Genomic DNA, 25,660 nt, shown 5'->3' on the forward strand with positions numbered 1-25,660 from the left:
GCTCGCTCCTACAGGTACACGGTGTTCATTATTTTTTCGCGGCGAACAACGCATCGAGCTTCTGCTCGAAGGTGTGGTAGTCGATGCGATCGTAAAGCTCCATGCGAGTCTGCATGGTGTCGATGACGTTCTGTTGCGTGCCATCGCGACGGATCGCGGTGTAGACGTTTTCTGCAGCCTTGTTCATGGCACGGAACGCCGACAGCGGGTACAGCACCAGCGATACGTCGGCAGCGGCCAGCTGTTCGGTGGTGTACAGCGGCGTCGCGCCGAACTCGGTGATGTTGGCCAGGATCGGCGCTTTCACGCGATTGGCGAACAGCTTGTACATTTCCAGTTCAGTGATGGCTTCCGGGAACACCATGTCAGCGCCGGCCTCGATGCACGCGGCGGCGCGATCCAGGGCAGACTCCAGACCTTCCACCGCCAGGGCGTCGGTACGGGCCATGATCACGAAGCTGTCATCGGTACGGGCATCGACGGCCGCTTTGATGCGGTCGACCATTTCCTGCTGGGTCACGATTTCCTTGTTAGGACGGTGACCGCAGCGCTTGGCGCCGACCTGGTCTTCGATGTGAATCGCCGCCGCGCCGAACTTGATCATCGACTTCACGGTACGGGCGACGTTGAACGCCGAGGAACCGAAACCGGTGTCCACATCCACCAGCAGCGGCAGGTCGCAAACATCGGTGATACGGCGCACGTCGGTCAGCACGTCATCCAGGCCGGTGATGCCCAGGTCCGGCACGCCGAGGGAGCCGGCAGCCACCCCGCCACCCGACAGGTAGATCGCCTTGAAACCGGCGCGCTTGGCCAGCAACGCATGGTTGGCGTTGATCGCGCCGACCACTTGCAATGGATGCTCGCTGGCGACCGCATCGCGGAAACGCTGGCCTGGAGTGCTCTTGTTCAAACTCATGACTCACCTCGTTTGGCTGTCGGGTTAGCGCCGTCCTGGTAATGACGGGCGATGTTGCGTTTGGAGGCGCCGATGTGACGGCGCATCAACAACTCGGCCAGTTCACCGTCACGGTCGGCGATGGCATCGAGAATTCGGTGGTGCTCGGCGAACGCCTGGTGCGGGCGATTGGGCGTGGTGGAAAACTGGATGCGGTACATGCGCACCAGTTGATACAGCTCGCCGCAGAGCATTTGGGTCAGCGTACGGTTGCCGCTGCCCTGAATGATTCGGTAGTGGAAGTCGAAATCGCCTTCCTGCTGGTAGTAGCCTCTCCCGGCCTGAAACGCCTCATCGCGTTCGTGGGTTTCCAGGACCCGACGCAGCTCGTCGATTTCTTCGAGGCTCATGCGCTCGGCGGCCAGGCGACAGGCCATGCCTTCCAGGGATTCGCGGATTTCGTATAGCTCAATCAGTTCGGCGTGATTGAGCGACACCACCCGTGCGCCGACATGCGGCACGCGAACCAGCAGGCGCTGGCCTTCCAGACGGTGGATGGCCTCGCGCAACGGGCCACGGCTGATGCCGTAGGTGCGCGCCAGTTCCGGTTCGGAGATTTTGCTGCCCGGCGCGATATCGCCTTTGACGATAGCCGCCTGAATGCGTCGGAAGACGTTCTCGGAAAGCGTCTCCGTATCGTCTTGCGTAGAAACCGGGGGATCGAGTTGATCCAGCATATTGTCGACACCTTGTAAGCCAGTGCCGCAAAAACTAGCGAATACTGGCGGCACAGTCAAAGTATAAATCGATATTGTCGACAATCTTCTGATAACCGGTTGCACCATTACGAAGCAACCGGCCTATTTATAGCCACCGGCCAGCGCTGGCGCCATCAAACCACCGTGCTAGAATGCCGCCCGCATTTGTTTGTCACATCTGCACTGCCTGTCATAAAAACCTGACAGGCATACGAGGGAGCTTGCGCAGCGATGCCAGGGCCTTGAATCAAGTCGGACCGCTGCGCATCAGGATTTATGAGACTCAAGCCCTTCCCCACCGTCCTTTTTTTCCTTTGCCTGCCCGGTTTCGCAATGGCCGGGGAAAAGACCGTGTATGGCCTTAACGAGTACGCATCGCTCAATGGCATCGATCTGGAAGTGGCGGCCAAACTCGACACCGGGGCGAAAACCGCCTCCCTGAGTGCACGGGATATCAAACGTTTCAAACGCAACGGCGAGTCGTGGGTGCGCTTTTACCTGGCCATCGACGCCGCCCATTCGCACCCGATCGAACGCCCGCTGGCCCGTGTCAGCAAGATCAAGCGCCGGGCCGGCGACTACGATCCGGAGGAAGGCAAGAAGTACACCGCTCGCCCGGTGATCGAACTGGACATCTGCATGGGCTCGGCCCTGCGCAGCATCGAAGTGAACCTGACCGACCGCAGCGCTTTCCAATACCCGCTACTGATTGGCTCCGAAGCCCTCAAACGTTTCGATGCTCTGGTTGACCCCAGCCTTAAATATGCTGCCGGCAAACCTGCCTGCACCACCGACGCTCATACCGCCGAGTAATTCAAATGCGCTCTCTTACCCTTCACCTGAAACTGCTGATCGCCATCCTGGTGGTGCTGGGCATTTCAGTTACGGCCTATCAGATCTTCGTGCTGGGCATCCCGGTGACCGAAGACGCCACCGACGACCTGTGGAACATCGACGCCAAGGTCGAGTTCGTCGCCAGTGCCAAGGATCCGGTCAAGATCCAGATGTTCGTGCCTCCGCTGAGCCGCGACTTCGTGAGCCTCAACGAGAGCTTCATCTCCAACAACTACGGCGTGGCCGTGAACCGGGTCGACGGCAACCGCAAGGTCACCTGGTCGGCACGCCGGGCCAAAGGCAATCAGACGCTGTATTACCGCCTGGTGCTGACCAAGCGTTATTCCGGTGAGAAAGCCAAGATCAAAGGCCCGACCTTTCGCGACAGCATGACCATCGAAGGCCCGGAAAAAATCGCCGCCGAAGCCCTGCTCGCACCGATTCGCCAACACTCGGCCGATGTCGAAACTTTCGTCGGCGAAGCCATCAAGCGGGTCAACAACCTTAACGACGACAACGTGAAGCTGCTGCTGGCTGGTGACCCATCCGCGGCGCACAAGGCGAAAATCGTCGAGCTGCTGCTGTCCATCGCCCATGTGCCGATCGAGAAGGTCCACACCATCCGCCTGGTGGCCGATCAGCCGCAAATGCCGGAACTGTGGCTGCGCAGCTTCAATGGCACCGACTGGCTGTACTTCAACCCGGAAACCGGTGAACAGGGCCTGCCGACCGACCGCCTGCTGTGGTGGACCGGCGACGAAAACCTGATCACCGTCGATGGTGGCAAGAAAGCCAACGTGACCTTCAGCCTGAACAACAGCGAAATGAACGCCATTCGCCTGGCCAAGCTGACCGACGAAAACACCGACGCCAATTTCCTCGAGTACTCGCTGTACGGCCTGCCGCTGCAAACCCAGCAGACCTTCATGATCATGGTGATGATCCCGATCGGCGTGCTGGTGATCCTGGTCCTGCGCAACCTGATCGGCATCCAGACCCTGGGCACCTTCACCCCGGTGCTGATCGCCCTGGCCTTCCGCGAAACCCAGCTCGGCTTCGGTATCGTGCTGTTTACCATCATCACGGCGCTGGGCTTGTCGCTGCGCTCCTATCTCGAACACCTGAAACTGCAAATGCTGCCGCGGCTGTCGGTGGTGCTGACGTTCGTGGTGGTGCTGATTGCGGCCATCAGCCTGCTCAGCCATAAACTCGGCCTGGAACGCGGTTTGTCGGTGGCGCTGTTCCCGATGGTGATCCTGACCATGACCATCGAACGCCTGTCGATCACCTGGGAAGAGCGCGGCGGTGGCCATGCCATGAAAGTGGCCGTCGGCACGCTGTTCGCCGCGTCCCTGGCGCACCTGATCATGAGCGTGCCGGAACTGGTGTACTTCGTGTTCACTTTCCCGGCGATCCTGCTGATCCTGGTGGGCTTCATGCTGGCCATGGGTCGTTATCGCGGTTACCGCCTGACCGAACTGGTGCGCTTCAAGGCCTTCCTGAAAAAGGCTGACGCCTGATGTTCGGCCTCTGGAAGACCTGGAAGGCCCTGGAAGCCCGGGGCATCATGGGGATCAATCGGCGCAACGCAGACTACGTGCTCAAATACAACAAGCGCAGCCTGTACCCGATCGTCGATGACAAGATCATCACCAAGGAACGCGCCATCGCCGCCGGCATCCATGTGCCCGAACTGTATGGCGTGATCTCCACCGAGAAGGAAATCGACAATCTCGAAGAGATCATCGGCGCACGCAATGACTTCGTGATCAAACCGGCCCAGGGCGCTGGCGGAGATGGCATCCTGGTCATCGCCGACCGCTTTGAAGGGCGTTATCGCACGGTGTCCGGCCGGATCATCAGCCATGAAGAAATCGAACACCAGGTTTCCAGCATCCTGACCGGCCTGTACTCCCTGGGCGGTCACCGCGACCGGGCGCTGATCGAATACCGCGTGATTCCGGACCAGATCTTCAAGAGCATCAGTTACGAAGGCGTGCCGGACATTCGCATCATTGTTTTGATGGGCTACCCGGTGATGGCCATGTTGCGCCTGCCGACGCGCCAGTCCAACGGCAAGGCCAACCTGCACCAGGGCGCCATCGGCGTCGGTGTGGACCTGGCCACCGGCCTGACCCTGCGCGGCACCTGGCTGAACAACATCATCAACAAACACCCGGACACCACCAATGCAGTGGATGGCGTGCAACTGCCCTACTGGGACGGTTTCATGAAACTCGCCGCTGGTTGCTATGAGTTGTGCGGCCTGGGCTACATCGGTGTCGACATGGTCCTGGACCAGGAAAAAGGCCCGCTGATTCTGGAGCTCAACGCCCGGCCGGGGCTGAATATCCAGATTGCCAATGACTGCGGCCTGACGTTGCGCACTCATGCGGTCGAGGCTCGGCTGGAAGACCTGAAGGCGCGTGGCGTGAGTGAATCGGTCGAAGAGCGCGTGGCGTTTGTGCAGGAGATGTTTGGGCATATTCCTGCGGTCGAGGGCTGAGGCCCTTCTCTTGTAGGAGCGAGCTTGCTCGCGATGAACCTGAAAACACTGTGGGGGGTCAGGCATACAGCGTTATCGTTGACGACCATCGCGAGCGAGCTCGCTCCTACAGCAATCAATCCCCTCTAGGAGCAATTCTCCGAGGGGACTACAATCGCCACCCCGCCTCGATGGCTGACTTCCCCCGCCCATGTTGACCTGTTCCGTACACCCGCTGCCCTATCGCGCCAACCCCGCAGAGTATTTCGCGGCGATTCGCCATGCGCCCGGTGCCGTCCTGCTCGACAGTGGCCGCCCCAGCGCCGACCGCGGTCGCTATGACCTGCTCAGCGCCTGGCCATTGGAGCAACTGACGGTGTCGCCCGACGAAAGTGGCGATGCTTTCCTGCAACGCCTGCGCGACAACCTGACACGCCTGGGCGAAGCCATTCTGCCGGCAGATCATGAGTTGCCGTTTGCCGGTGGGTTGATCGGTTACCTGAGTTACGACTTCGGCCGACATCTGGAGCGCCTGCCGAGTCAGGCCAGTGATGACCTGCATCTGCCCGACGCGCGCTTCGGCTTGTACGGCTGGGCCTTGATCAGCGATCACCTTTCGCAGACCAGTCAATTGGTGTTCCACCCGACCCTGCCCGAGAGCGAGCGTCAGCGCCTGATCGAACTGTTCAGCCAGCCTGCGCCGCAAGCGAGCGCGCCCTTCAAGCTGCTCACCCCGATGACTGCCGACTTGAGCGCCGATGAGTATCAACAGGCCATCGAGCGCATCCAACAGTACATTCAGGCCGGCGACTGCTATCAGGTCAATTTCGCCCAACGGTTTCGCGCACCCTGCCTGGGTGATCCGTGGGCCGCTTACTGTGCGCTACGCGCTGCTTGCCCGACGCCTTTTTCCGGCTTCCAGAACTTGCCTGATGGCGATGCCGTACTCAGCCTGTCGCCGGAACGCTTCGTCAAAGTCAGCCAGGGCCATGTGGAAACCCGCCCGATCAAGGGCACTCGCCCCCGGGGCCTGACGCCCGAGCAGGACGCCGCGAACGCCGCCGAATTGCTGGCCAGCCCCAAAGACCGCGCGGAAAACCTGATGATTGTCGACCTGCTGCGCAATGACCTCGGTCGCACCTGCCGCACAGGTTCAGTACGGGTGCCGGAATTGTTCAGCCTGGAAAGCTATCCGAACGTGCACCACCTGGTGAGCAGCGTCACCGGTGAACTGGCGGATGAGCGCGATGCCCTGGACCTGATCGCCGGCAGCTTCCCCGGCGGGTCGATTACCGGCGCGCCAAAGATTCGTGCCATGCAGATCATCGACGAACTGGAGCCGACCCGGCGCGGCCTGTATTGCGGTTCGTTGCTGTACCTGGACGTACGCGGCGAAATGGACAGCTCCATCGCCATCCGTAGTTTGCTGGTCAAGGACGGGCAGGTGTGTTGCTGGGGCGGTGGCGGGATTGTCGCGGACTCGCAGTGGCAGGCTGAGTATCAGGAGTCGATTACCAAAGTGAAGGTACTGCTCGATACGCTGCAGAACCTCTGACCACCCCCATCACTGTAGGAGCGAGCTTGCTCGCGATGAACCTGAAAACGCCGCGGGGTGTCAGTCTTGCCGCGTTATCGTTGACGACCATCGCGAGCAGGCTCGCTCCTACATACAGGGAATGTGATTACAAGCTCAGGGTCCGGTTTGATGCCTTGATGAACTCCTGCTTCAACGCTTCAAACGTGTGCACCGCCGGGAACTGCGGGAACTGCGCAATCACGTTATCCGGCGCATGGAACAGAATCCCGGCATCGGCCTCGCCCAGCATCGTGGTGTCGTTGTAGGAATCCCCCGCCGCGATCACCCGGTAGTAGAGGCTCTTGAAGGCCAGGACCGACTGACGCTTGGGATCTTTCTGACGCAGTTGATAGTCAGTGACACGCCCAGTGTCGTCAGTAATCAGGCGATGGCAGAGCAAGGTCGGGAAGCCCAGCTGACGCATCAGCGGCTGGGAGAACTCATAGAAGGTGTCCGACAGGATCACCACCTGGAAGCGCTCGCGCAGCCAGTCGACGAACTCGATGGCGCCATCAAGCGGCTTGAGCGTGGCGATCACTTCCTGAATGTCGGAGAGCTTCAGGCCGTGCTCGTCGAGAATTCGCAGGCGCTGCTTCATCAGCACGTCGTAGTCGGGAATGTCCCGGGTAGTGGCCCTGAGGGATTCGATCCCGGTTTTTTCGGCGAAGGCGATCCAGATTTCCGGAACCAGCACACCTTCAAGATCCAGACAGGCAATTTCCACAAGACACTCCCATTTTGTATTGATTATTGAGTCGAGCGAGCAAAAAGACTGCCGAACTCTAGCGATTCGGGCCTGCCTGCGCAACGCAGAGGATGCCCCGGCCCGTGCAGCTTTTTGTTACCATCGACCCCATATAGAGCGCCCAGCGCCACCGACCTGTAGGAAGCCGCCCTGATGAGCCCAACGTTCGACGTCGTGGAACTCGCCACGACCTATGCCAACAAATCCGCCCAGGACATTCTGAAACTCGCGTTTGCCGAGTTCGGCGATGACCTGTGGATATCTTTCAGCGGCGCCGAAGACGTGGTGCTGGTGGACATGGCCTGGAAGCTGAACAAGAACGTCAAAGTGTTCAGCCTCGACACCGGTCGCTTGCACCCCGAGACCTACCGCTTCATCGATCAGGTGCGCGAGCACTACAAGATCGACATCGAACTGGTGTCGCCGGACTACACGAAACTTGAGCCGTTCGTGAAGGAAAAAGGCCTGTTCAGCTTCTACAAGGACGGCCATGGCGAATGCTGCGGCATCCGCAAGATCGAACCGCTGCGCCGCAAGCTGTCAGGCGTGAGGGCCTGGGCGACCGGCCAGCGTCGGGACCAGAGCCCCGGCACCCGCAGCGCCGTCGCGGTGATGGAAATCGACACCGCGTTCTCCACCCCGGAACGTACCCTGTACAAGTTCAACCCGCTGGCGCAAATGACCAGCGAAGAGATCTGGGGCTACATCCGCATGCTGGAGTTGCCGTACAACAGCCTGCACGAACGCGGTTTCATCAGCATCGGCTGCGAACCCTGCACCCGCCCGGTACTGCCGAACCAGCATGAGCGTGAAGGCCGTTGGTGGTGGGAAGAAGCGACGCAGAAGGAATGCGGGCTGCATGCGGGGAATATCATCAGCAAGTCCAAAGGCTGATCCCGAGCGTTGTGATACCCCTCTGTAGGAGCGAGCTTGCTCGCGATAAACCCAAGAGCGCCATGGGGTGTCAGGAATACAGCGTTTTCATTGACGACCATCGCGAGCAAGCTCGCTCCCACAAAAATGTGTACACAGAAATGTCACCATCGGTGCCATTTATGTGTGCACTTTTCGTTTCTGCGCCCCCAAAAGTTACATCCCCCTGCCTGACGTACACCGCCATGTCCTCCTGACTCCCCTTCGTAAAATAAAAACCTGTTCAATCGGTCAATTTAAATTGCCTATTTTTCAGTAATTTGGCGAAACGCCATAACAAAACGAAATGAGCAGCGCGTTTCATAGAACTGCCAGCTGGCACAGTTCTGGCTTAAGTGCATACATGTTTTGTATACAATCAATTCAAAACATACACACACTTTAGATCCGCAAGCCTGAAGCGCCCTATCCCGTACAGGCTGCAGATGCCCCGTAACCAATGATATTCGCCATCCGCGACGAAGATTTGTCGAGCCAACGCTCATGCACAGTCATCGCGATGTCGAGCATCAGGAGCCTGCCGGAATGCGTACTAGTCTCTCCAATAACAACATCGCGCTGGATCTACCCTCCTCCCATTCCATCCACACCGTCGACAATCAGGCGCATCACGCTCCCGTGGTGCTCAGCCCCCGATTGCACAACAAGGACCTGGCACCGACCAAGTCCGAAGGTCGGCGCTGGGGCCGCTACAGCATCTTTGCCCTGTGGACCAACGACGTGCACAACATTGCCAACTACTCGTTTGCCATAGGCCTGTACGCCTTGGGTCTGGGTGGCTGGCAGATTCTCCTGTCCCTGGGGATCGGCGCCGCGCTGGTTTACTTCTTCATGAACCTGTCTGGCTACATGGGCCAGAAAACCGGGGTGCCGTTTCCGGTCATCAGCCGGATCAGTTTCGGCATTCACGGTGCGCAGATTCCTGCATTGATCCGCGCCGTTATCGCCATCGCCTGGTTCGGTATCCAGACGTATCTTGCGTCCGTGGTCTTTCGCGTGCTGTTAACGGCGGTCCATCCCGGGTTCGCCGACTACGACCACAACTCGATACTCGGTCTGTCGACCCTGGGCTGGGTGTGTTTCGTCGCGATCTGGTTCGTGCAACTGGCGATCCTGGCCTATGGCATGGAGATGGTGCGGCGCTACGAGGCATTTGCCGGCCCGGTGATTCTGCTGACCGTCGCCGCCCTTGCCGCGTGGATGTACACCCAGGCCGATGCGACCATCGCCTGGTCTATCCGTGAGCCCCTGACTGGCGGTGAGATGTGGCGCAACATCTTTGCCGGCGGCGCACTGTGGCTGGCGATCTACGGCACCTTGATCCTCAACTTCTGCGACTTTGCCCGTTCTTCGCCGTGCCGAAAAACCATCAAGGTCGGAAATTTCTGGGGCTTGCCGGTGAACATCCTGGTATTCGCCGGCATTACCGTCCTGCTGTGCGGCGCGCAATTTCAGATCAATGGCCGGATCATCGAAAGCCCGACCGAAATCATCGCCTCGATCCCCAACACCTTCTTCCTGGTGCTCGGCTGCCTGGCGTTCCTGATCGTCACCGTGGCGGTGAACATCATGGCCAACTTCGTCGCCCCGGCGTTCGTACTCAGCAACCTGGCGCCCAAGTACCTGACCTTCCGCCGCGCCGGCTTGATCAGCGCGACCATCGCCGTGCTGATCCTGCCGTGGAACCTCTACAACAGCCCGCTGGTGATCGTGTACTTCCTGTCCGGCCTCGGTGCCCTGCTCGGCCCGTTGTACGGGGTGATCATGGTCGACTACTGGCTGGTACGCAAAGGCCGGATCAACGTGCCGCAGTTGTACAGCGAAGACCCTGACGGCGCGTATTACTACAGCCGCGGTGTCAATTTACGCGCGGTGGCGGCGTTCATTCCTGCAGCGTTGATCGCCATCGTCCTGGCATTGGTACCGGGCTTCCACAGCGTATCGCCATTCTCCTGGCTGATTGGTGCCGGTATCGCCGGGATGCTCTACCTGATCATCGCCAAGCGCCAACCGCATTACGTCGATGTTAGCGGCGAAGCCATCGCGGTCGACAACGTCAGCCACTGATCCTGTCGCGGCCCGGCGTTGTCGGGCCGCAGAACCAACTGCAATAAGGACTCCCCATGCGCATTCTCGTGGTCAACGTCAACACCACCGAATCCATCACCCAGGCCATCGCCCGTTCGGCGCAGGCCGTCGCATCACCCGGCACGGAAATCGTCGGCCTCACCCCGCACTTCGGTGCCGACTCCATCGAAGGCAATTTCGAGAGTTACCTGGCGGCCATCGCGGTCATGGACCGGGTGATGTCCTACGACCAGCCCTTCGATGCGGTGATCCAGGCCGGTTATGGCGAACACGGCCGTGAAGGCTTGCAGGAACTGCTCAATGTGCCGGTGGTGGACATCACCGATGCCGCCGCCAGCACAGCAATGTTTCTCGGTCACGCCTATTCCGTGGTCACCACCCTCGACCGCACCGTGCCGCTGATCGAAGATCGCCTCAAGCTCTCCGGCCTCTGGGACCGTTGCGCCTCGGTACGGGCCAGTGGTTTGGCAGTACTGGAACTGGAGCACGAGCCGCAGCGCGCACTGGAGGCCATCGTCCATCAGGCCGAACTGGCGGTGACCCAGGACAAGGCCGAAGTGATTTGCCTGGGCTGCGGCGGCATGGCCGGGCTGGACGAGCAGATTCGCCGACGTACCGGGGTACCGGTGGTGGATGGGGTGACGGCGGCGGTGACCATTGCCGAATCATTGGTGCGACTGGGGCTGTCGACATCGAAGGTGCGGACTTATGCGACGCCACGGCCGAAAAACATCATCGGTTGGCCGGGGCGGTTTGCCCGGTAGACCGCGGTGCCCCAATCGCGAGCAAGCTCGCTCCCACAGGTTATGCATCGCACCTCAGTAATGTATTCGACGCAAACCTGTGGGAGCGTGGCTTGCCCGCGATGGCAACACCTCGGTCTTAAGCCAGGCTCAAACCGCACTGAACCTCTGCCCCAACCCCCGCTCGGCAAACTGCTCAATGACAAACTCGACAAACGCCCGGGTTTTGCCCGGCAGCAGTTTGTGTTCGGCGTAATAGATGGAGGTGTAGCCGTCGTCGATGTACCAATCCGGCAACACCCGCTGCAGCCTGCCCGACTCCAGATAGCCCGCGGCAAACGGCATGCTCACCAGCGCAATGCCCAGACCCTGCGCGGCCGTGGCGCAGGCGGCCTCGGAATCGCTCATGGTCATCCGCGCCGGGAGCGTCAACGGGCTGTGTTGCTGATTGCGATGGGTCAACTGCCAAGAGCGTACCCGACCGGTCTGCGGTGAGCGGATCAGAATTCCGTCATGGTGCTTGAGGTCATCCGGCTCGCTGATCGCTGCATGTGTCTCCAGGTAGTCCTTCGTAGCCACCAACACCCGATGCGCCGGACTCAGCCGGCGTGCCACCACGCCCTGGGGCAATTCGAAGCCGCCGCCGATGGCCGCGTCGAAACCCTGCCCGATCAGATCGACCTGGCGGTTGTCGAAGTGCCAGTCCGGGTTGATCGCCGGGAATCGCCGCAGAAACTCACCGAGCATCGGCACAATGTACAGGCAGCCAAATACTGTCCCCATGCTGACTTTCAAGGTGCCCGCCGGCTGCCCTCCGGCGCTGGCGAGATTGGCCACGGCATTCTGGATCGTGTGCAGGCTGCCGCTGACTTCGCCGAGAAACAACTGACCGGCTTCCGTCAGGGTCAGGCTGCGAGTGCTGCGCTGGAACAATCTGACACCCAGGCGCGCCTCGAGCTTGGCAACGCTCTTGCCCACCGCCGCCGGTGTCAGGCTCAAGCGCCGCGCCGCCTCAGCAAAGCTGCCGACCTCGGCACTGCGCACAAAGCATTCGATACTGCTGAAGGTTTCCATAAGCGCCACTATAAACTTTTGGTTTACACAGACTATCGTAACTATGGTCTACACAGCACGTAATCCTGAATCGATACTAGCCTCCATCAACCGGGACATCTCGCCTCGGGACTTGGAGATCGATATGACTACTCAGAACCTCAGCGGCAAAGTGGCCTTGATTCAAGGTGGTTCCCGCGGCATCGGCGCAGCCATCGTCAAGCGCCTGGCTGCTGAAGGCGCCACCGTTGCCTTCACCTACGTCAGCTCCACGGCCAAAGCCGAAGAACTGCAAGACAGCATCACCGCCAAGGGCGGCAAGGCCCTGGCCATCAAGGCCGACAGCGCCGACGCCGAGGCCATCCGCGGTGCCGTGTCCGCCACGGTAGAAGCCTTCGGTCGCCTGGATATCCTGGTCAACAATGCTGGGGTACTGGCGGTCGCACCGCTGGCCGAGTTCAAACTCGAAGACTTCGACCAGACCCTGGCCATCAACGTGCGCAGCGTGTTCATCGCCACCCAGGCCGCCGCCAGACACATGACCGAAGGCGGTCGCATCATCAATATCGGCAGCACCAACGCAGACCGCATGCCCTTCGCCGGTGGTGGCCCGTACGCCATGAGCAAGTCGGCGCTGGTCGGCCTGACCAAAGGCCTGGCCCGTGATCTCGGCCCGCAAGGCATCACCATCAATAACGTGCAACCGGGCCCGGTCGACACCGACATGAATCCGGCCGAGGGTGACTTTGCGGAAAGCCTGATCCCGTTGATGGCCGTGGGCCGTTACGGCAAGGCCGAAGAGATCGCCAGCTTCGTCGCCTACCTTGTCAGCCCTGAAGCGGGCTATATCACGGGGGCCAGCCTGACCATCGACGGTGGTTTCGGCGCCTGATGCGTTAAACGCAAACCCTATGTGGGAGCGGGCTTGCTCGCGAAAGCGGTGAATCAGACGACATCAATGTTGCCTGGTACACCGCCTTCGCGAGCAAGCCCGCTCCCACATTTGCCAGAGTCGACCCGTCTTTTTAGCTAGGCCCACTCAAGCGCCGGCAAACCAAAAGCACTCGGCACAAACGCCTTCAGCGTACGAAGAATGCCATCGGCGTGTGCGTACCTGGCATCTGCCATTGCCGCATCCGGAATCGCAATTGCCGTCATCCCTGCCGCTTTCGCCGCAGTGACGCCGAAGGGCGAATCCTCGAACACCAGGCAGTCTTGCGGTGCAACACCCAGGCGCCGCGCCGCCGTCAGGAAAATATCCGGTGCTGGTTTGGCCGCGCCCACCTCGGCGTCATCGGCGGTGACGATAAAGTCGAACAAGGCGAACCAGTCGCGGTGCAAGGTGGTTTTCTGGCCGAACGACTGGCTCGAAGAACTGGTGCCTACGGCAATGGGAATATTGTTGGCCTTCAGATGCCGTACCAGTTCCTGTGCTCCGGGCATTGCCTGCGCTGTAGGAAAACGCTCGCGCATCAGCGGCTCGCGGATCACCAGAAACTCTTGTGCCGTAATCGGCAAGTCCAGCGCTTCAACCACATAGCGCGCCAGATCGCCCGCGCCCCGGCCAATGATGTTCTGTTTGATGCTCCAGTCGAACGTCCGGCCGTAACGCGCGGCAATGATGGAGGTGACTTCGGTGTAGATGCCTTCTGTGTCCAGCAACAAGCCGTCCATATCGAAAATCACGGCCTTGATCGGGCCGAATGCTTTCAGTGGTGCATTCATCGCATCTGATCCGTTTTCTAAGGTATCCCGGGCAGCTCAGGTACGGCCGATGCCCCATGGATTAAAGGATTCAGCAGCATAGCGAGCGCCGCCGGTCTAGAGCAATGATGAAATCCCGATCGGCGCCGAATGGCCCTCCGCGATTTAGCGAATCGCCCTACAGCAAGCGCCACCCTTTCCCGACTTCTTTCCTCGCCGATCCCCCGCAGAGTTTCGCGCTCCACATTCCGCCAAGCGAAAGACAGCAGATGTTCGATCCCCAAGAGGTATTGGCATGCCCCGCCAGCGGTCCCCTGATACTTTGCCCCGGCAGGCATGAACGCCACGAGGACGCCTCCAGACAGGCGAAAAACCCCAATGGTGTCAGTATCGACACCGCCGAGCGAACCGCCACCCACAACGGCCCGGTGTCGATGGTTACCGGTGAAGAACTGCTGACCCTGACCGATGGCACCCTCGACGGAATCCTGCCTTTCGACTTCACCCGCCTCTATCGCACCAGTGCCGTCGAAATCGACAGTGGCCTCGGTTTTGGCTGGAGCCATTCGCTGTCCCAGCACCTGGAACTCCACAGCGAGCGGGTGCTGTGGATCGACCCCGAAAACCGCCGCACGCCCTTTCCACGGCCGACGGCGGCGCGCCCGGTGATCCACAACAGCCTGTCGCGGGCGGCGATTTACCTCGGCAAAGAGCCGGACGAACTGATCCTCGCCCTGGCCGGCCACCGCGCGCGGTTCTACCACTTTCATGACGGCCGGCTCAGCACGATCAGCGATGCCTACGGCAATCGCCTGACGGTGCAACGGGACCGCTGTGACCGGATCCAACGCCTGGACAACGGCGCCGACCGCGCCTTATTGCTGCGTTACGACGTCAAGCACCTGGTGGCCGTAGACTATCAGGTGTTTCAGCGCGGCGACTGCGAGGCAAACACCTGGCGCACCGAACAGACACTGGTCAGTTACCGCTACGACGCCCGCCAGCGCTTGATCGAGGCAACCAACGCCGCAGGTGAAAGCGAGCGCTATGACTACGACGAGCAGCACGTGATCCTGCAACGGCAACTGGCCGGCGGCGCGAGCTTCTTCTGGGCGTGGGAACGCTCTGGCAAGGCAGCCCGCTGCATCCATCATTGGGCCTCGTTTTCGCAAATGGAGGCACGTTACGCCTGGGACGATAAAGGCTGTGTGACAGTGAACAACGCCGACGGTAGCGAAGAGGTTTACGTTCATGACAACCGCGCACGCCTGGTACGCCAGGTCGGGCCCGACGGCGGTGAGTTGCACAAGGCCTACGACGATCAGGGTCGCCTGATCGCCGAGCAGGACGCCCTCGGCGCCGTCACCGAATACCATTATGACGAAGCCGGTCGGTTGATCGCGCGGCGTGCGCCCGATGAGGCGCCCATGACCTGCAACTATCGGCACGGTTTCCTGCGCACCCTCACCCGTGGTCAGGCGACCTGGACCTGTCAGCGCAATGCCCAGGGCGACATCACTGCTGTTTCCGATCCCGATGGACAGATCACCCGCTATTTCTACGACCCCAAAGGGCGCTTGCTGACAATCCGATTCCCCGATCAGAGCGGTCACCGGTTTGTCTGGAACGCCTTGGGGCAACTGTTGGAGGAGACCTTGCCGGACGGTGCCCAGCGCGCTTTTTCCTACGATGTGCTGGGCCGGCGGATTACCCGGCAGGACGAACACGGTGCCGTCACCGGCTATGAGTGGGACGCCGTGGGTCGACTGACCAGGATCACGCTGCCCACCGGTGCCTGCCGTGCCTATCGCTACAACGCCTACGGCCAGGTCACCGCCGAAACCGACGAACTGGGACGGGTAACCCGTTACGAGTACGCCGACGACCTGCACTTGGTCAGCCGTCGGATCAACCCCGACGGCAGCACGCTGAAGTACGGCTACGATCATGCGCAACTGTTGCTTACCGAGATCGAAAACGAGGTCGGCGACACCTATCGGCTGGACTACACGCCTGGCGGATTGATCCGACAGGAAACCGGCTTTGATGGCCGTCGTACCACCTATGCGTATGACGGTAATGGCCAGTTGCTGAAAAAAACCGAGTACGGCGACGACGGTTCGCAACTCGTCACACAATATCAACGCGACAGCGCCGGGCGCTTGTTGCTCAAGACCCTGCCCGACGGGATCAAGGTCGAGTACCACTACGACAACTCAGGGCGACTGGTTCGTGTCGATGACGCTCAGGACCATCCGCTGGCGTTCGAATACGACCGCCAGGGCCGGCTGATCACCGAACATCAGGGCTGGGGCACCCTGCGTTACGGCTACGATGCCTGCGGTCGGCTCAAGCGGCTGCACCTTCCGGACGACAGTGTCCTTGTCTACCACTATGCCAAGGGGGGCGCCCTCACTGCCATCGATCTCAATGGCACGCGCCTGACCTGCCACCGTTTTGTCGGCGGGCGCGAACAGCAACGCCAACAGGGCCTGCTGCTCAGCGACTACGCCTACGACGAGCAAGGCCGCTTGCAGCTCCATTGCGTCAGCCAAAAGCAACGAGCGCTGTATCGCCGCGAGTATGCCTACAGCGCCAAGGGCAATCTCCTGCAGATTGCCGACAGCCGTCACGGCCAACGCCACTATCAATACGATGCGTTCGACCGCCTGACCGGCGTACGCCACGACCGCGATCCGTTCGCGGAGAACTTCACCCATGACCCGGCCGGCAATCTGCTGATCCGTGGCCGTCCAGGCCCGTTCGTGCTCCAGGGCAACCGTCTGCACCGCCATTGCAACAGCCACTACGACTACGACGCCTTCGGCAACCTGATCCGCGAACGCCGCGGTATGCCGCCCCAAGTCACCCAATACACCTATGACAGCCAGCACCGCCTGATCAGCGTCAGCACCCCGGACGGTAAAAGTGTCAGCTACCGCTACGACGCCTTCGGCCGGCGCATCCGCAAAACCGTCGACAGCCAGACCACGCAATTCTTCTGGCAAGGCGACCAGCTCATCGCCGAAAGCGCTCCCGAGCACTACCGCAGCTACGTTTACGAACCCGGCAGCTTCCGCCCGCTGGCGCTGCTTGACGGAAAAGGCCGGGCAGACGCCCGCCCGCTCTACTACCAACTCGACCACCTCGGTACTCCGCAGGAACTGACCAACTACGGCGGCGCTATCGTCTGGTCGGCCAAATACACCGCCCACGGCAAACTTCGTGAAGTGAGCCAGGGCGACGGCGAACGACTCAAACAGCCTCTACGGTTTCAGGGGCAATACTTCGACGCCGAGAGCGGCCTGCACTACAACCGTCATCGCTACTACCATCCCGACATTGGTCGTTATCTGACGCTGGATCCGGTCATGCTGGCCGGTGGGTTGAACCCGTATCGGTACACCCGGAACCCGACGGGGTGGGTGGCGCCATTGGGATTGGGCGGGAATTGCCCGCAGGAGAACAAGCCGGGATGCTCGGTGCCGTATGGGCAAGGAAGGGCAAAGGTTGATGAGGGAGAGCCTGATGCGCCCTCTCCAAAACCTTCGAATAAATACGGGTATTGCGGAGACTCACTAGAGCCCCGGGGAATTTTCTAACCGGATTCCCCCCTCGAACCAACGCTTCAAAGAAGCAATCGGGACCCGGGGCTCTTCACTGTCGCTTTGTAATAGCTGGCTCACCCGCGCCATCGTCCCGATCTTCTGGATCGGCCTCTATATCATCGTCGTCGCTCGCAACCTGCTCCACACCTGCATCATCATCGTCCGGTGGTCGTTGGTCACGGCTCAAGGAATCGGTAGGCGACGGCAGCGGATACTCCGGTGTTTCATCAACGTCGGGGACTTTCCGATCAGTGTTCATATCGCACCTCTTGTGTGACCTGAAGTGCAGGCCACGACCTGGCGAGGATCGGGCGATGGACGCGTTCGATCAGCTGGACAACCGGTCAATCCGACAGCACGGTTCGATCAGTCCTCGTCCTCTTCCTCATCTTCAAACTCGATATTCCCCACATCGCCCGCATCATCAGCATCGTTAAGCGGTACCGTCGCATCATCCATCAGCGATCCCGGATCTTCATTGCCGGGATCGTTTATAGATGGCTGTGCGCTCGGCCCCTTTTCTTCCTTGTCTTCGCTTTTCGCAGTCATGGGATGCCTCGCTCAACTAGTGATGCTTATTGTGGTGCTTATTGTGGTGCTTGTTCGAATGTTTATGTCCGCCACCGGAATGGGAGTGGCCGCTATCACTCCCCAGATCATTGCCGACTGCACCACCGGCTGCACCGCCAAGACCGGCACCGATGGCCGATCCGGTCGAACCGCCAAGACTGTTGCCGATCACTGATCCACCCGCCGCGCCCAAACCACCGCCTACCGCTGCTTCGGTGCGACTGCGCTTTGGCGCGGCAATGGCACTACCGGCCGCGCCGCCGACTCCGGCACCGACGGCCGCACCCGTGCTGCCACCCAGCTGGCCACCGACAACATTGCCCAGCACCCCACCAAGACCACCGCCCACTGCGGCATCTCCATTACCTCCCGCCAGCGCCACCTGAGAGACCAGCAATCCAAAAACAATTGCAGGCACCATCAATAGTCGAGCATTCAGGCTTCCGTTTTTTTTGTCGTTGGTTTTCGGGTTCATGGCACGCCTCGCATTCTTCCCAGGGTATGGAAGATTTGAGCTGCTGCGGCGTAAAACGTTCATAAATGAAAAAGCCCGGCATCAAGCCGGGCTCTTTTCAAATCTGGATCAGGATCAGTGACGCTTGTGACCATTGGCCAGGTTGCTGCCCACGCCGCCGCCCAATGCACCGCCCAGGCCAGCACCGATGGTGGCACCGGACTTGCCGCCGAGACTATTGCCGATTACCGAACCACCGGCCGCGCCGACACCGCCACCGATAGCAGCGCTGGTGCGATGACCTTTTTTGGCGGCAACTGCGCTGCCTGCCGCGCCAGCGACGCCCGCGCCAATCGCGGCGCCAGTGCTGCCGCCCATCTTCTGGCCGACGACGTTACCCAATGCGCCGCCCAAGCCACCGCCCAGCGCGGCAGTGCCGTCACCAGCCATTGCACCTTGAGCAACCAGAAGCCCCAGAACCAGAGCGGGCAGTGTTAAACGCATGACAAAAACCTCAAAAATAGGGGTACACAAAAGGGGGGGGGCGAGATTGAATGCTTTTGCGCGGATAAAGTCCAGCACACCGGTCCAACTTCGCGATTGGCGAGGGTTGGACAGCGTTTACCGAAAAGGTTTTATCGCGGACAAAAAAAAGCCCGCTGGGGAAACGGGCCAGGTGTTGCTTTCTAACGGATGAGTCGAGATTACGGAGGGTGTTGTGAAAAGTTTGTGAAAGATCTGCCCCTTCAAAAAAATTGTCATAAAATTTTTCAGGCATGAAAAACCCCGCTCTATGACGGGGTCTGCCTGACGTTCGATTACTTCCTGACCGGCGCTGTCACCTTGGGTAAAAATTTGCCCTTCAGTACCCGGCACGCCCTGGTCTTGATCTTGTCGACCTCAGTCTGGTCCTCGCCGAAACTGGCCACATATTGGGTCTGACCACACCGCACGGAGTTGTTGATCGGAAATTCTGCGCCATCGTCCTCGATATACGGATCAGCCATCTCTCCACCCCTTTCAAAAAGCGCGATCGACATCGGCAAGCCCTTTGCCTGAAAGAATATCGATCGCCAAGGTTTTTGAGACTAGCCGGTCACCAACGGACCTGCCGTTCGGATTTCCCCGTGACCGACGAATGGCTTCTCACCTTTTACCTCAACTTGACCGCAGTCCCGGTCACAAACACCACGACCATCCCTCCCTTTCCGGCCGGCATGCTGATCTCATAATCAAGCCCGACCACCGCGTCCGCCTGAAGCGCCAGCGCCCGCTCCTTGATCTCATCGGTGGCCTGAATGCGTGCTTCCTTCAACGCTCGCTCCAGTGTCTGGGAACGCCCGCCGAAAAAGTCGCGCATCCCGGCAAACACGTCGCGGACAACGTTGATCCCTTGCACCGACTCGGCGCTGACGATGTCCAGGTAGGCGGTAATTTGCCGGCCTTCGATGGACTGGGTCGTGGTGATGATCATGGGTGTTCCTTCCTGTTCAGATAGTCAGCCAACGCGTCAAACGCTGGCAAAGTAACGGGATCATTGGCCGAGTTGCTGGCCACCGGATGGGATGCGTAGCGAACGATGACCATCTCGGCCTTCGGGTCGACATAAATGCGCTGCCCATGGACCCCACGCGCCATGAATGCCCCGCCTTCCTTGCTCGTCACCCACCACATAGACCGGTAACTCCAGTCTTTGAGCAATGTGTAACCCGCCTTGGCGAAAGCCTGCTTATCGCCGCCGCCACGGATATCGTCGATCACTGCCTCTGGCACTATCTGGTGGCCGTTGAACCGACCGCCGTTACGCAGCATCTCGCCAAAACGCGCCAGATCCCGCAACCCCGTATTCAGGCCACCACCGGCGAACGGCGTGCCGATGGAGTCCACTGTGAAATAGCCGTCCTGCTCGGCACCCAACCGGCTCCAGATGTTCTCCGACAGCAGTTGCGCAACATTGCGGCCGGTGGCGCGGGCAATGACCCAGCCCAACACGTCGGTGTTGACGGTTTTGTAGGCAAACGCTTTGCCGTGCTCGCCTTGCAGTTGCACCGTCTGCAAAAACTCGTAGTAACTGCGCGGTCCCTCATAACCCTTGGGTTTGGGCAACGGGTTGCCTGCCCGGGCATGGGCCCAGACTTCGGCATCCGGGTCCGCGTAGTCCTCGCTGTATTTGAGGCCCGTGGTCATGTCGAGCAACTGCCGTACCGTGGCGCTGCCAAACGCAGAATCCGCCAGTTCCGGTACATATTCGGCAACCCGCTTGTCAGCATCGATGCGCCCCTGCGCCACCAACATGGCACCCAGCGTGCCGACCACGGACTTGGTCACTGACATTGCGGCGTGCTGGCCGTCCGGCTTCAACACGCCGAAGTAACGTTCGTAGACAACTTTCCCGCGGTGCATCACCACAATGCCATCGGTGTACGTGGCCGCGAGGGATTGCTCCCACGTCATCGGCGCCTTGGCGCCAAGCGGGACAAAACTGATCCCGTCGATATCTTTGCGTAGCACTGTCTCCAGAGGAACCGGAGCACCCAGGCCGCGTGAAACGTTGATCGTCGGCATCAGTTGCCGGAAATTCGAAACACTCCAGCGCATTGCCGGGAACTGGAAATAGCTGCCGTCTTCAAAACGCACGGTGCGATCAGCGGAGGGTGGCGAACCGACCATCCAGCCAAGTTTGGCCGGGTCACTGGCTTGGGCGTCGGGAAAAGTCGCAGGGGCGGATGCGAGGGCCAGTGATGACGCGGCAACTATCGACACAGCCGCGATGAGCCTGGCTGCGCCGCGAAAACTGGCGCGAGGATAGAGCATGATGTCGATTCCGTTCGAAGAGTTTGAGCAGTCTACAGCCGGATCGGCTTATTCACTGCTTAAGCATGCGCCTCGCGATCAAGAACATCAGCAACCCACTGATTGATACTTTTGTGGGCTAACTGAGCTTTCACAGCTACCGTCGCGTGAAGGGCTGGGGCCAGGCGCAGACTGAGATGGCCTGAATAGGGCTTCTGTGGGGTGCGGCCGAGTTTGGCGCAAGTCTCCAGATAATCGGTGACGGCCTCTTCGAATGCGGTGCGAAGTTCTTTGACTGACTCGCCGTGAAACCCGACAACATCCTTGATGCCCGCAATGTGGCCGACGAACAGGCCGTCTTCGTCGCTGTACTCGATTCGGGCTGAGTAGCCGTTGTAGTTCATTACGTTCACGGGGTAACTCCTGCTTGCTCAAGGAAAGCCCGGGCGTCACGCACCTGGTAGGGCTTGGCTTCTTTGTCGGGGTGGGGCCGATGAAAAGTGGCCACCACGCCATTCAGTTCAAAACGTACTCGCGATCCATTGCCTTCGATGGTTCTTGCCCCTGCAGCGCCGAACAAAGATTCGATGCGTGACCACTCCATGGTGGCCGGGGCTGGTCTTGAAAATACGGTTTTGAGGGTGCTGAGCTGTTTATTATTCATGGTATTATATCATGATACCGCACAGGGTTTAGCAACCGCGAATGACATCGCTGATGCGTGGGAGAAGCCTCTAACGCGTGCTTAAAAAAACGCCGCTTATCCAGAACAGGAAAGCGGCGTTTTTCGCGTGGAAGCGTTTGTTTTGCAAGGCAGGCAGGATATCGGGGTGACTCTCGCCGGGGTTGTAGGCAATTTCCGAGAGTTGCGTAAAGCCTTACGCTTGCTGCGTTTTTAGCTGGCCACTACCTTGCTGGTCTTAACCTGGGCGGGACACCCTTAAGTGGATCTGTATAGATACTCCCTAAGAAGACTGCATTTTTATAATCACTTCGCACGAAAGGAGACGGTTGACCGAAAGCAGGCATTAGCGAGATAGGTACTTGTCTGATGCTCTCACTCATATCGTGCGAGCTAGAACACCCCATAAATCATCTGCGTTCCCACTTTGTTCACATACGGCCCTTTTTCAGACGCCAAAAACCACAAACCCCCGACTTTCTCTAGGAAAATCAGGGGTTTGTGTTTGCAGAATGTGGCGGTGAAGGAGAGATTCGAACTCTCGATACAGTTTCCTGTATACACACTTTCCAGGCGTGCTCCTTAAGCCACTCGGACACTTCACCGTATCTCTTCAAACATGTTCTGTCTGTCGAGGCGCGCTAATGTAGTCGAAAGCTTTTCCGATGGCAAACATTTTTTTCAGAATTTTCATGCGGTTAACGCGATTCAGCGTTTCCGGTCGTTCCCGGCCATGGCAAACCGGCCAATCTCCGGCTTCGTGCCCTCTTCTATATAGAGGGGAATGCGCAGCAGGCACGGCGGGCTGCGCCTGACGGGCGGGCAAAGGGTGACTGGCGGGTCAGTCACGGCGCTTTACCTGGCTTGCGGCGGTGGGTAACGTCTGCCCAACTTTATTGAAAGGAATAGCGTCATGAGTGAGTTGATTTCCTACCATCTCGAAGACGGTATCGCGACCCTGACCCTGAGCAATGGCAAGGTCAATGCCATCTCCCCGGATGTGATTGCCGAGTTCAACGCTGCGCTGGATCGGGCAGTGGCTGATCGTGCGGTGGTGATCATTACCGGCCAGCCGGGCATTCTCTCTGGCGGTTATGACCTGAAGGTGATGACGGCCGGTCCTAGAGAAGCCGTGGCGCTGGTGACCGCCGGCTCGACCCTGGCCCGCCGCCTGCTGTCGCACCCCTTCCCGGTGATCGTGGCGTGCCCGGGGCACGCGGTGGCCAAGGGCGCGTTCCTTCTGTTGTCGGCTGACTATCGCATCGGCGTTGAAGGTGCGTTCAGCATTGGCCTGAACGAAGTGCAGATCGGCATGACCATGCACCACGCGGGCATCGAGATTGCCCGTGACCGCCTGAACAAAGTGGCGTTGCAGCGTTCGGTGGTCAACGGCGAGATGTTCAATCCACAAGGCGCCGTGGCGGCCGGCTTCCTCGATGTCGTGGTCTCGCCTGAAGAACTGGAAGGCGCGGCACTGGCGGCGGCTCGTCAGTTGAAGAAGATCAACATGACCGCGCACAAGAACACCAAATTGAAAGTGCGCAAAGCGCTGCTGGAGGCCCTGGACAACGCGATCATCCAGGATCAGGAGCATTTGGGCTAAGCCCGGATCTGCTGCCACGAAAAGCCCGACCGTCGTGTCGGGCTTTTTCATACATGTCTGCGTTAAACGTCTGTGACCGCTCTAGGCTGCATCTGACCAAACAGTCGGAAACATCAGCTCAAACATCGACCATCTCCCACTTCCCTGGGAGCAATTGCCGAAAACAGTGCACATCCGTACACTGCGCCACCTTTTGTCCCGGTGGGGCCTGTAGATGCTGTTTTTGTGCCGTATGTCATTGATGGGCCTACACTTTATCGTGGCGGGTGTGCTGGGGGTGATGCTCGGCCTGTGCCGGCCGTTCAATCCGGACAACAGCCGCCTGTGCGCACGCCTGTACGCATGGCCGGCCATGTGCATTTTGCGTTTGCGAGTGAAGGCCGAAGTCGGGCCGTTGATGGATAAACCCGACAGCTGCGTGATCATCGCCAATCACCAGTCCAACTATGACCTGTTTGTGTTTGGCAACGTGGTGCCCCGTCGTACCGTGTGCATCGGCAAAAAGAGCCTGAAGTGGGTGCCGCTGTTCGGGCAGTTGTTCTGGCTGGCCGGCAATGTGCTGATCGACCGTGGCAATGCGCAAAAGGCACGCAAGTCGATGTTGACCACCACCCACACCCTGCAAAACAAAGACACCTCGATCTGGGTTTTCCCGGAAGGCACGCGCAACCTGGGTGAGGACTTGCTGCCCTTCAAGAAAGGCGCCTTTCAGATGGCCATTGCCGCAGGGGTGCCGATTGTCCCGGTGTGCGTCAGCAGTTACGTCAAACATATGCGGTTGAACCGCTGGCGCAGCGGAAAAATCCTGATTCGCTCGTTGCCGGCGATTCCCACCGCCGGATTGAGCCTGGACGACATGCCCCTGCTGATCGCCCAGTGCCGAGAGCAGATGCGTGAATGCATCGAATCGATGGACCGGCAACTGCAAGCCGCCTGAAAAAGAAACCCGCCTGGTGCGGGTTTTCTTTTGCCTGTGCGTCTTTGCCCAGAACTCGGCAGATTTAACTGACTCTCAAACACTGCAAGGCTAAGCTGAGCCACACTGCCAATGCATTCGTTGCCAATTGAAAGCTGCCAAAAGAAGTGAACCACCATCATGGGTAGAGTTGTTGCTGCTGCGGTTTATAGCGCCGGTAAGAGAGTCACTGATATCAGCCTTGACGAAGGCGCAGCCTGGGCTGCAAAGCCCGGGCACTTTGTCTGGATCGGCCTCGAAGAGCCGAACGCCGAAGAGCTCTACAATCTGCAACGCCAGTTCAACCTGCACGAACTGGCCATCGAAGACGCCCTGGAAAAGCACAGCCGACCGAAGCTGGAAACCTTCGGCGATGCGCTGTTCATCGTGACGTATTCGCCCATCCGCCATGAGGGCAAACTCGAGTTCATCGAGACGCATATCTTTGCCGGCAATGGCTACATCATTACTGCGCGCAACGGTCACTCCGCGTCCTACGCCCATGTCCGACAGCGCTGTGAGGCGCGTCCGCTATTGCTTGAGCACGGGGAAGATTTCGTACTCTATGCCATCCTCGATTTCGTGATCGAAAACTACCAGCCGATGGGCGAAGCCATTCACGGGGAAATCGATGAGCTGGAGCGCAACGTGTTGTGCGGCTCGCTGAATGACTACGACATCCAGAAGCTACATGGCCTGCGTCGTGATGTTTTGCGCTTGCGTCGTTATGTGGCACCGATGATTGAGATCGGTGAGGAATTGCAGAGGCTGAGCTTCCCGTTCATCGACAAGAACATGCGCCCGTACTTTCGCGATGTGCAGATTCATGTAACGCGGCAGATGGAAGACCTGACGACGCTGGCGGATATTGCCAGCCAGACGATTGAGGTCGGGGTGCTGCTGGAGGCCTCACGCCAGAGCGTGGTGCAACGCAAGTTTGCGGCCTGGGCGGCGATCCTGGCCTTCCCGACGGCGGTGGCGGGGATCTACGGGATGAATTTCCAGAACATGCCGGAGTTGGGCTGGCACTACGGGTATTTCGGGGTGCTGGGGTTTATTACGGTGGGTTGTCTGGGGTTGTGGGCGAGCTTCAAGAAATCGGGGTGGCTGTAGGAGCGAGCCTGCTCGCGAAAAACCTGAGAGCACCGCGGGCTGTCAGGTTTGGCGCGTTATCGTTC

26 protein-coding genes and 1 tRNA gene are annotated in these 25,660 nt (G+C 59.6%); 12 read left to right on the top strand and 15 right to left on the bottom strand.

Translation table 11 applies throughout. From position 1 onward, the window contains the following. Window positions 1-28: 28 nt before the first annotated feature. Together prpB and AC1RDQ_RS20525 are read right to left on the bottom strand one after the other, a co-directional pair. On the bottom strand, window positions 29-919 hold the full coding sequence (gene prpB, locus AC1RDQ_RS20520) for a methylisocitrate lyase (RefSeq protein ID WP_008017616.1): 891 nt from the start codon (window positions 917-919) through the stop codon (window positions 29-31). After that, window positions 916-1,635, bottom strand: a complete 720-nt coding sequence (locus AC1RDQ_RS20525; RefSeq protein ID WP_008048579.1) for a GntR family transcriptional regulator — start codon at window positions 1,633-1,635, stop codon at window positions 916-918. Before AC1RDQ_RS20525 ends, prpB begins: the two co-directional genes overlap by 4 nt. 297 nt (window positions 1,636-1,932) lie before the next feature. Between AC1RDQ_RS20525 and rloA the strand changes: the two genes are divergently transcribed. From rloA to pabB, 4 genes are all read left to right on the top strand, one after another. After that, window positions 1,933-2,469 carry a retropepsin-like aspartic peptidase RloA gene (gene rloA, locus AC1RDQ_RS20530; protein WP_218496792.1) on the top strand — a complete coding sequence of 179 codons (537 nt, stop codon included), beginning with the start codon at window positions 1,933-1,935 and terminating at the stop codon, window positions 2,467-2,469. Between the two features lie 5 nt (window positions 2,470-2,474). Beyond that, the gene (gene rloB, locus AC1RDQ_RS20535) at window positions 2,475-4,010 is read left to right on the top strand and encodes an osmotic stress tolerance membrane protein RloB (RefSeq protein ID WP_407515266.1); all 1,536 of its coding nucleotides are present in this window, start codon (window positions 2,475-2,477) and stop codon (window positions 4,008-4,010) included. Then, complete coding sequence (locus AC1RDQ_RS20540; protein WP_057715712.1) at window positions 4,010-4,996, top strand: alpha-L-glutamate ligase-like protein; 987 nt, start codon at window positions 4,010-4,012, stop codon at window positions 4,994-4,996. The genes rloB and AC1RDQ_RS20540 overlap by 1 nt, the downstream gene beginning before the upstream one ends. A gap of 190 nt (window positions 4,997-5,186) precedes the next feature. Continuing rightward, window positions 5,187-6,530 carry an aminodeoxychorismate synthase component I gene (gene pabB, locus AC1RDQ_RS20545; RefSeq protein WP_492587986.1) on the top strand — a complete coding sequence of 448 codons (1,344 nt, stop codon included), beginning with the start codon at window positions 5,187-5,189 and terminating at the stop codon, window positions 6,528-6,530. 127 nt (window positions 6,531-6,657) lie between these two features. Here pabB and thrH read toward each other — a convergent pair whose 3' ends face one another. Continuing rightward, window positions 6,658-7,275, bottom strand: coding sequence for a bifunctional phosphoserine phosphatase/homoserine phosphotransferase ThrH (gene thrH / locus AC1RDQ_RS20550; RefSeq protein WP_057715714.1), 618 nt, complete (start codon window positions 7,273-7,275; stop codon window positions 6,658-6,660). Window positions 7,276-7,449: 174 nt separating this feature from the next. On the opposite strand from thrH, the gene AC1RDQ_RS20555 reads away from it, so the two are divergent. From AC1RDQ_RS20555 to AC1RDQ_RS20565, 3 genes are all read left to right on the top strand, one after another. Next, on the top strand, window positions 7,450-8,190 hold the full coding sequence (locus tag AC1RDQ_RS20555; RefSeq protein WP_218496797.1) for a phosphoadenylyl-sulfate reductase: 741 nt from the start codon (window positions 7,450-7,452) through the stop codon (window positions 8,188-8,190). Window positions 8,191-8,754: 564 nt separating this feature from the next. Next, entirely contained in the window at window positions 8,755-10,296 is a 1,542-nt protein-coding gene (locus AC1RDQ_RS20560) for an NCS1 family nucleobase:cation symporter-1 (RefSeq protein ID WP_492587988.1), read from the top strand. Between the two features lie 56 nt (window positions 10,297-10,352). Continuing rightward, window positions 10,353-11,081, top strand: coding sequence for an aspartate/glutamate racemase family protein (locus AC1RDQ_RS20565; protein WP_007988885.1), 729 nt, complete (start codon window positions 10,353-10,355; stop codon window positions 11,079-11,081). A 129-nt stretch (window positions 11,082-11,210) separates the two neighbouring features. On the opposite strand, the gene AC1RDQ_RS20570 is transcribed toward AC1RDQ_RS20565, so the two are convergent. Further along, a complete protein-coding gene (locus tag AC1RDQ_RS20570) occupies window positions 11,211-12,134 on the bottom strand; it encodes a LysR family transcriptional regulator (RefSeq protein WP_407515265.1) in 924 nt (307 codons plus the stop codon). 124 nt (window positions 12,135-12,258) lie between these two features. Here AC1RDQ_RS20570 and AC1RDQ_RS20575 point away from each other — a divergent pair, with 124 nt between their 5' ends. Further along, entirely contained in the window at window positions 12,259-13,005 is a 747-nt protein-coding gene (locus AC1RDQ_RS20575; protein ID WP_492587989.1) for a 3-oxoacyl-ACP reductase family protein, read from the top strand. Window positions 13,006-13,142: 137 nt separating this feature from the next. On the opposite strand, the gene AC1RDQ_RS20580 is transcribed toward AC1RDQ_RS20575, so the two are convergent. Then, a complete protein-coding gene (locus tag AC1RDQ_RS20580; protein WP_057715719.1) occupies window positions 13,143-13,838 on the bottom strand; it encodes an HAD-IA family hydrolase in 696 nt (231 codons plus the stop codon). Window positions 13,839-14,086: 248 nt separating this feature from the next. Between AC1RDQ_RS20580 and AC1RDQ_RS20585 the strand changes: the two genes are divergently transcribed. After that, complete coding sequence (locus AC1RDQ_RS20585) at window positions 14,087-17,419, top strand: RHS repeat-associated core domain-containing protein (protein WP_492587990.1); 3,333 nt, start codon at window positions 14,087-14,089, stop codon at window positions 17,417-17,419. A gap of 55 nt (window positions 17,420-17,474) precedes the next feature. On the opposite strand, the gene AC1RDQ_RS20590 is transcribed toward AC1RDQ_RS20585, so the two are convergent. From AC1RDQ_RS20590 to AC1RDQ_RS20635, 10 genes are all read right to left on the bottom strand, one after another. After that, entirely contained in the window at window positions 17,475-17,684 is a 210-nt protein-coding gene (locus AC1RDQ_RS20590) for a hypothetical protein (protein ID WP_340314418.1), read from the bottom strand. Between the two features lie 107 nt (window positions 17,685-17,791). Beyond that, window positions 17,792-17,974, bottom strand: a complete 183-nt coding sequence (locus AC1RDQ_RS20595) for a hypothetical protein (protein WP_057715722.1) — start codon at window positions 17,972-17,974, stop codon at window positions 17,792-17,794. A 16-nt stretch (window positions 17,975-17,990) separates the two neighbouring features. Further along, on the bottom strand, window positions 17,991-18,416 hold the full coding sequence (locus AC1RDQ_RS20600; protein ID WP_349736047.1) for a glycine zipper domain-containing protein: 426 nt from the start codon (window positions 18,414-18,416) through the stop codon (window positions 17,991-17,993). A 168-nt stretch (window positions 18,417-18,584) separates the two neighbouring features. Next, window positions 18,585-18,953: a hypothetical protein gene (locus AC1RDQ_RS20605; RefSeq protein WP_007988063.1), complete on the bottom strand. Its 369-nt coding sequence runs from the start codon at window positions 18,951-18,953 to the stop codon at window positions 18,585-18,587. Window positions 18,954-19,267: 314 nt separating this feature from the next. After that, window positions 19,268-19,456: a hypothetical protein gene (locus AC1RDQ_RS20610; RefSeq protein WP_032829518.1), complete on the bottom strand. Its 189-nt coding sequence runs from the start codon at window positions 19,454-19,456 to the stop codon at window positions 19,268-19,270. A 146-nt stretch (window positions 19,457-19,602) separates the two neighbouring features. Then, window positions 19,603-19,923, bottom strand: coding sequence for a YbjQ family protein (locus tag AC1RDQ_RS20615; RefSeq protein ID WP_090454008.1), 321 nt, complete (start codon window positions 19,921-19,923; stop codon window positions 19,603-19,605). After that, on the bottom strand, window positions 19,920-21,263 hold the full coding sequence (locus tag AC1RDQ_RS20620; protein WP_492587991.1) for a serine hydrolase domain-containing protein: 1,344 nt from the start codon (window positions 21,261-21,263) through the stop codon (window positions 19,920-19,922). Before AC1RDQ_RS20620 ends, AC1RDQ_RS20615 begins: the two co-directional genes overlap by 4 nt. Before the next feature lie 59 nt (window positions 21,264-21,322). Continuing rightward, on the bottom strand, window positions 21,323-21,655 hold the full coding sequence (locus tag AC1RDQ_RS20625; RefSeq protein WP_150812359.1) for a type II toxin-antitoxin system HicB family antitoxin: 333 nt from the start codon (window positions 21,653-21,655) through the stop codon (window positions 21,323-21,325). After that, window positions 21,652-21,906, bottom strand: a complete 255-nt coding sequence (locus AC1RDQ_RS20630; protein WP_218542839.1) for a type II toxin-antitoxin system HicA family toxin — start codon at window positions 21,904-21,906, stop codon at window positions 21,652-21,654. The genes AC1RDQ_RS20625 and AC1RDQ_RS20630 overlap by 4 nt, the downstream gene beginning before the upstream one ends. Window positions 21,907-22,439: 533 nt before the next feature. After that, window positions 22,440-22,529, bottom strand: a tRNA-Ser gene (locus AC1RDQ_RS20635). Window positions 22,530-22,837: 308 nt separating this feature from the next. On the opposite strand from AC1RDQ_RS20635, the gene AC1RDQ_RS20640 reads away from it, so the two are divergent. The 3 genes from AC1RDQ_RS20640 to AC1RDQ_RS20650 all read left to right on the top strand — a co-directional run bounded on the left by AC1RDQ_RS20640 (window position 22,838) and on the right by AC1RDQ_RS20650 (window position 25,595). Further along, on the top strand, window positions 22,838-23,527 hold the full coding sequence (locus AC1RDQ_RS20640) for a crotonase/enoyl-CoA hydratase family protein (RefSeq protein WP_429521362.1): 690 nt from the start codon (window positions 22,838-22,840) through the stop codon (window positions 23,525-23,527). Window positions 23,528-23,741: 214 nt separating this feature from the next. Then, on the top strand, window positions 23,742-24,464 hold the full coding sequence (locus AC1RDQ_RS20645; RefSeq protein ID WP_057715729.1) for a lysophospholipid acyltransferase family protein: 723 nt from the start codon (window positions 23,742-23,744) through the stop codon (window positions 24,462-24,464). A gap of 159 nt (window positions 24,465-24,623) precedes the next feature. Further along, window positions 24,624-25,595, top strand: coding sequence for a magnesium and cobalt transport protein CorA (locus AC1RDQ_RS20650; protein ID WP_057715730.1), 972 nt, complete (start codon window positions 24,624-24,626; stop codon window positions 25,593-25,595). Window positions 25,596-25,660 lie beyond the last annotated feature (65 nt).

This window comes from Pseudomonas sp. GW823-FHT02E01 (assembly GCF_058797535.1).

Coding starts and splice junctions, on each gene's coding strand:
- prpB (WP_008017616.1), bottom strand. CDS start 919: ATGAGTTTGAACAAGAGCACTCCAGGCCAGCGTTTCCGCGATGCGGTC.
- AC1RDQ_RS20525 (WP_008048579.1), bottom strand. CDS start 1,635: ATGCTGGATCAACTCGATCCCCCGGTTTCTACGCAAGACGATACGGAG.
- rloA (WP_218496792.1), top strand. CDS start 1,933: ATGAGACTCAAGCCCTTCCCCACCGTCCTTTTTTTCCTTTGCCTGCCC.
- rloB (WP_407515266.1), top strand. CDS start 2,475: ATGCGCTCTCTTACCCTTCACCTGAAACTGCTGATCGCCATCCTGGTG.
- AC1RDQ_RS20540 (WP_057715712.1), top strand. CDS start 4,010: ATGTTCGGCCTCTGGAAGACCTGGAAGGCCCTGGAAGCCCGGGGCATC.
- pabB (WP_492587986.1), top strand. CDS start 5,187: ATGTTGACCTGTTCCGTACACCCGCTGCCCTATCGCGCCAACCCCGCA.
- AC1RDQ_RS20555 (WP_218496797.1), top strand. CDS start 7,450: ATGAGCCCAACGTTCGACGTCGTGGAACTCGCCACGACCTATGCCAAC.
- AC1RDQ_RS20560 (WP_492587988.1), top strand. CDS start 8,755: ATGCGTACTAGTCTCTCCAATAACAACATCGCGCTGGATCTACCCTCC.
- AC1RDQ_RS20565 (WP_007988885.1), top strand. CDS start 10,353: ATGCGCATTCTCGTGGTCAACGTCAACACCACCGAATCCATCACCCAG.
- AC1RDQ_RS20570 (WP_407515265.1), bottom strand. CDS start 12,134: ATGGAAACCTTCAGCAGTATCGAATGCTTTGTGCGCAGTGCCGAGGTC.
- AC1RDQ_RS20575 (WP_492587989.1), top strand. CDS start 12,259: ATGACTACTCAGAACCTCAGCGGCAAAGTGGCCTTGATTCAAGGTGGT.
- AC1RDQ_RS20580 (WP_057715719.1), bottom strand. CDS start 13,838: ATGAATGCACCACTGAAAGCATTCGGCCCGATCAAGGCCGTGATTTTC.
- AC1RDQ_RS20585 (WP_492587990.1), top strand. CDS start 14,087: ATGTTCGATCCCCAAGAGGTATTGGCATGCCCCGCCAGCGGTCCCCTG.
- AC1RDQ_RS20590 (WP_340314418.1), bottom strand. CDS start 17,684: ATGAACACTGATCGGAAAGTCCCCGACGTTGATGAAACACCGGAGTAT.
- AC1RDQ_RS20595 (WP_057715722.1), bottom strand. CDS start 17,974: ATGACTGCGAAAAGCGAAGACAAGGAAGAAAAGGGGCCGAGCGCACAG.
- AC1RDQ_RS20600 (WP_349736047.1), bottom strand. CDS start 18,416: ATGGTGCCTGCAATTGTTTTTGGATTGCTGGTCTCTCAGGTGGCGCTG.
- AC1RDQ_RS20605 (WP_007988063.1), bottom strand. CDS start 18,953: ATGCGTTTAACACTGCCCGCTCTGGTTCTGGGGCTTCTGGTTGCTCAA.
- AC1RDQ_RS20610 (WP_032829518.1), bottom strand. CDS start 19,456: ATGGCTGATCCGTATATCGAGGACGATGGCGCAGAATTTCCGATCAAC.
- AC1RDQ_RS20615 (WP_090454008.1), bottom strand. CDS start 19,923: ATGATCATCACCACGACCCAGTCCATCGAAGGCCGGCAAATTACCGCC.
- AC1RDQ_RS20620 (WP_492587991.1), bottom strand. CDS start 21,263: ATGCTCTATCCTCGCGCCAGTTTTCGCGGCGCAGCCAGGCTCATCGCG.
- AC1RDQ_RS20630 (WP_218542839.1), bottom strand. CDS start 21,906: ATGAATAATAAACAGCTCAGCACCCTCAAAACCGTATTTTCAAGACCA.
- AC1RDQ_RS20640 (WP_429521362.1), top strand. CDS start 22,838: ATGAGTGAGTTGATTTCCTACCATCTCGAAGACGGTATCGCGACCCTG.
- AC1RDQ_RS20645 (WP_057715729.1), top strand. CDS start 23,742: ATGCTGTTTTTGTGCCGTATGTCATTGATGGGCCTACACTTTATCGTG.
- AC1RDQ_RS20650 (WP_057715730.1), top strand. CDS start 24,624: ATGGGTAGAGTTGTTGCTGCTGCGGTTTATAGCGCCGGTAAGAGAGTC.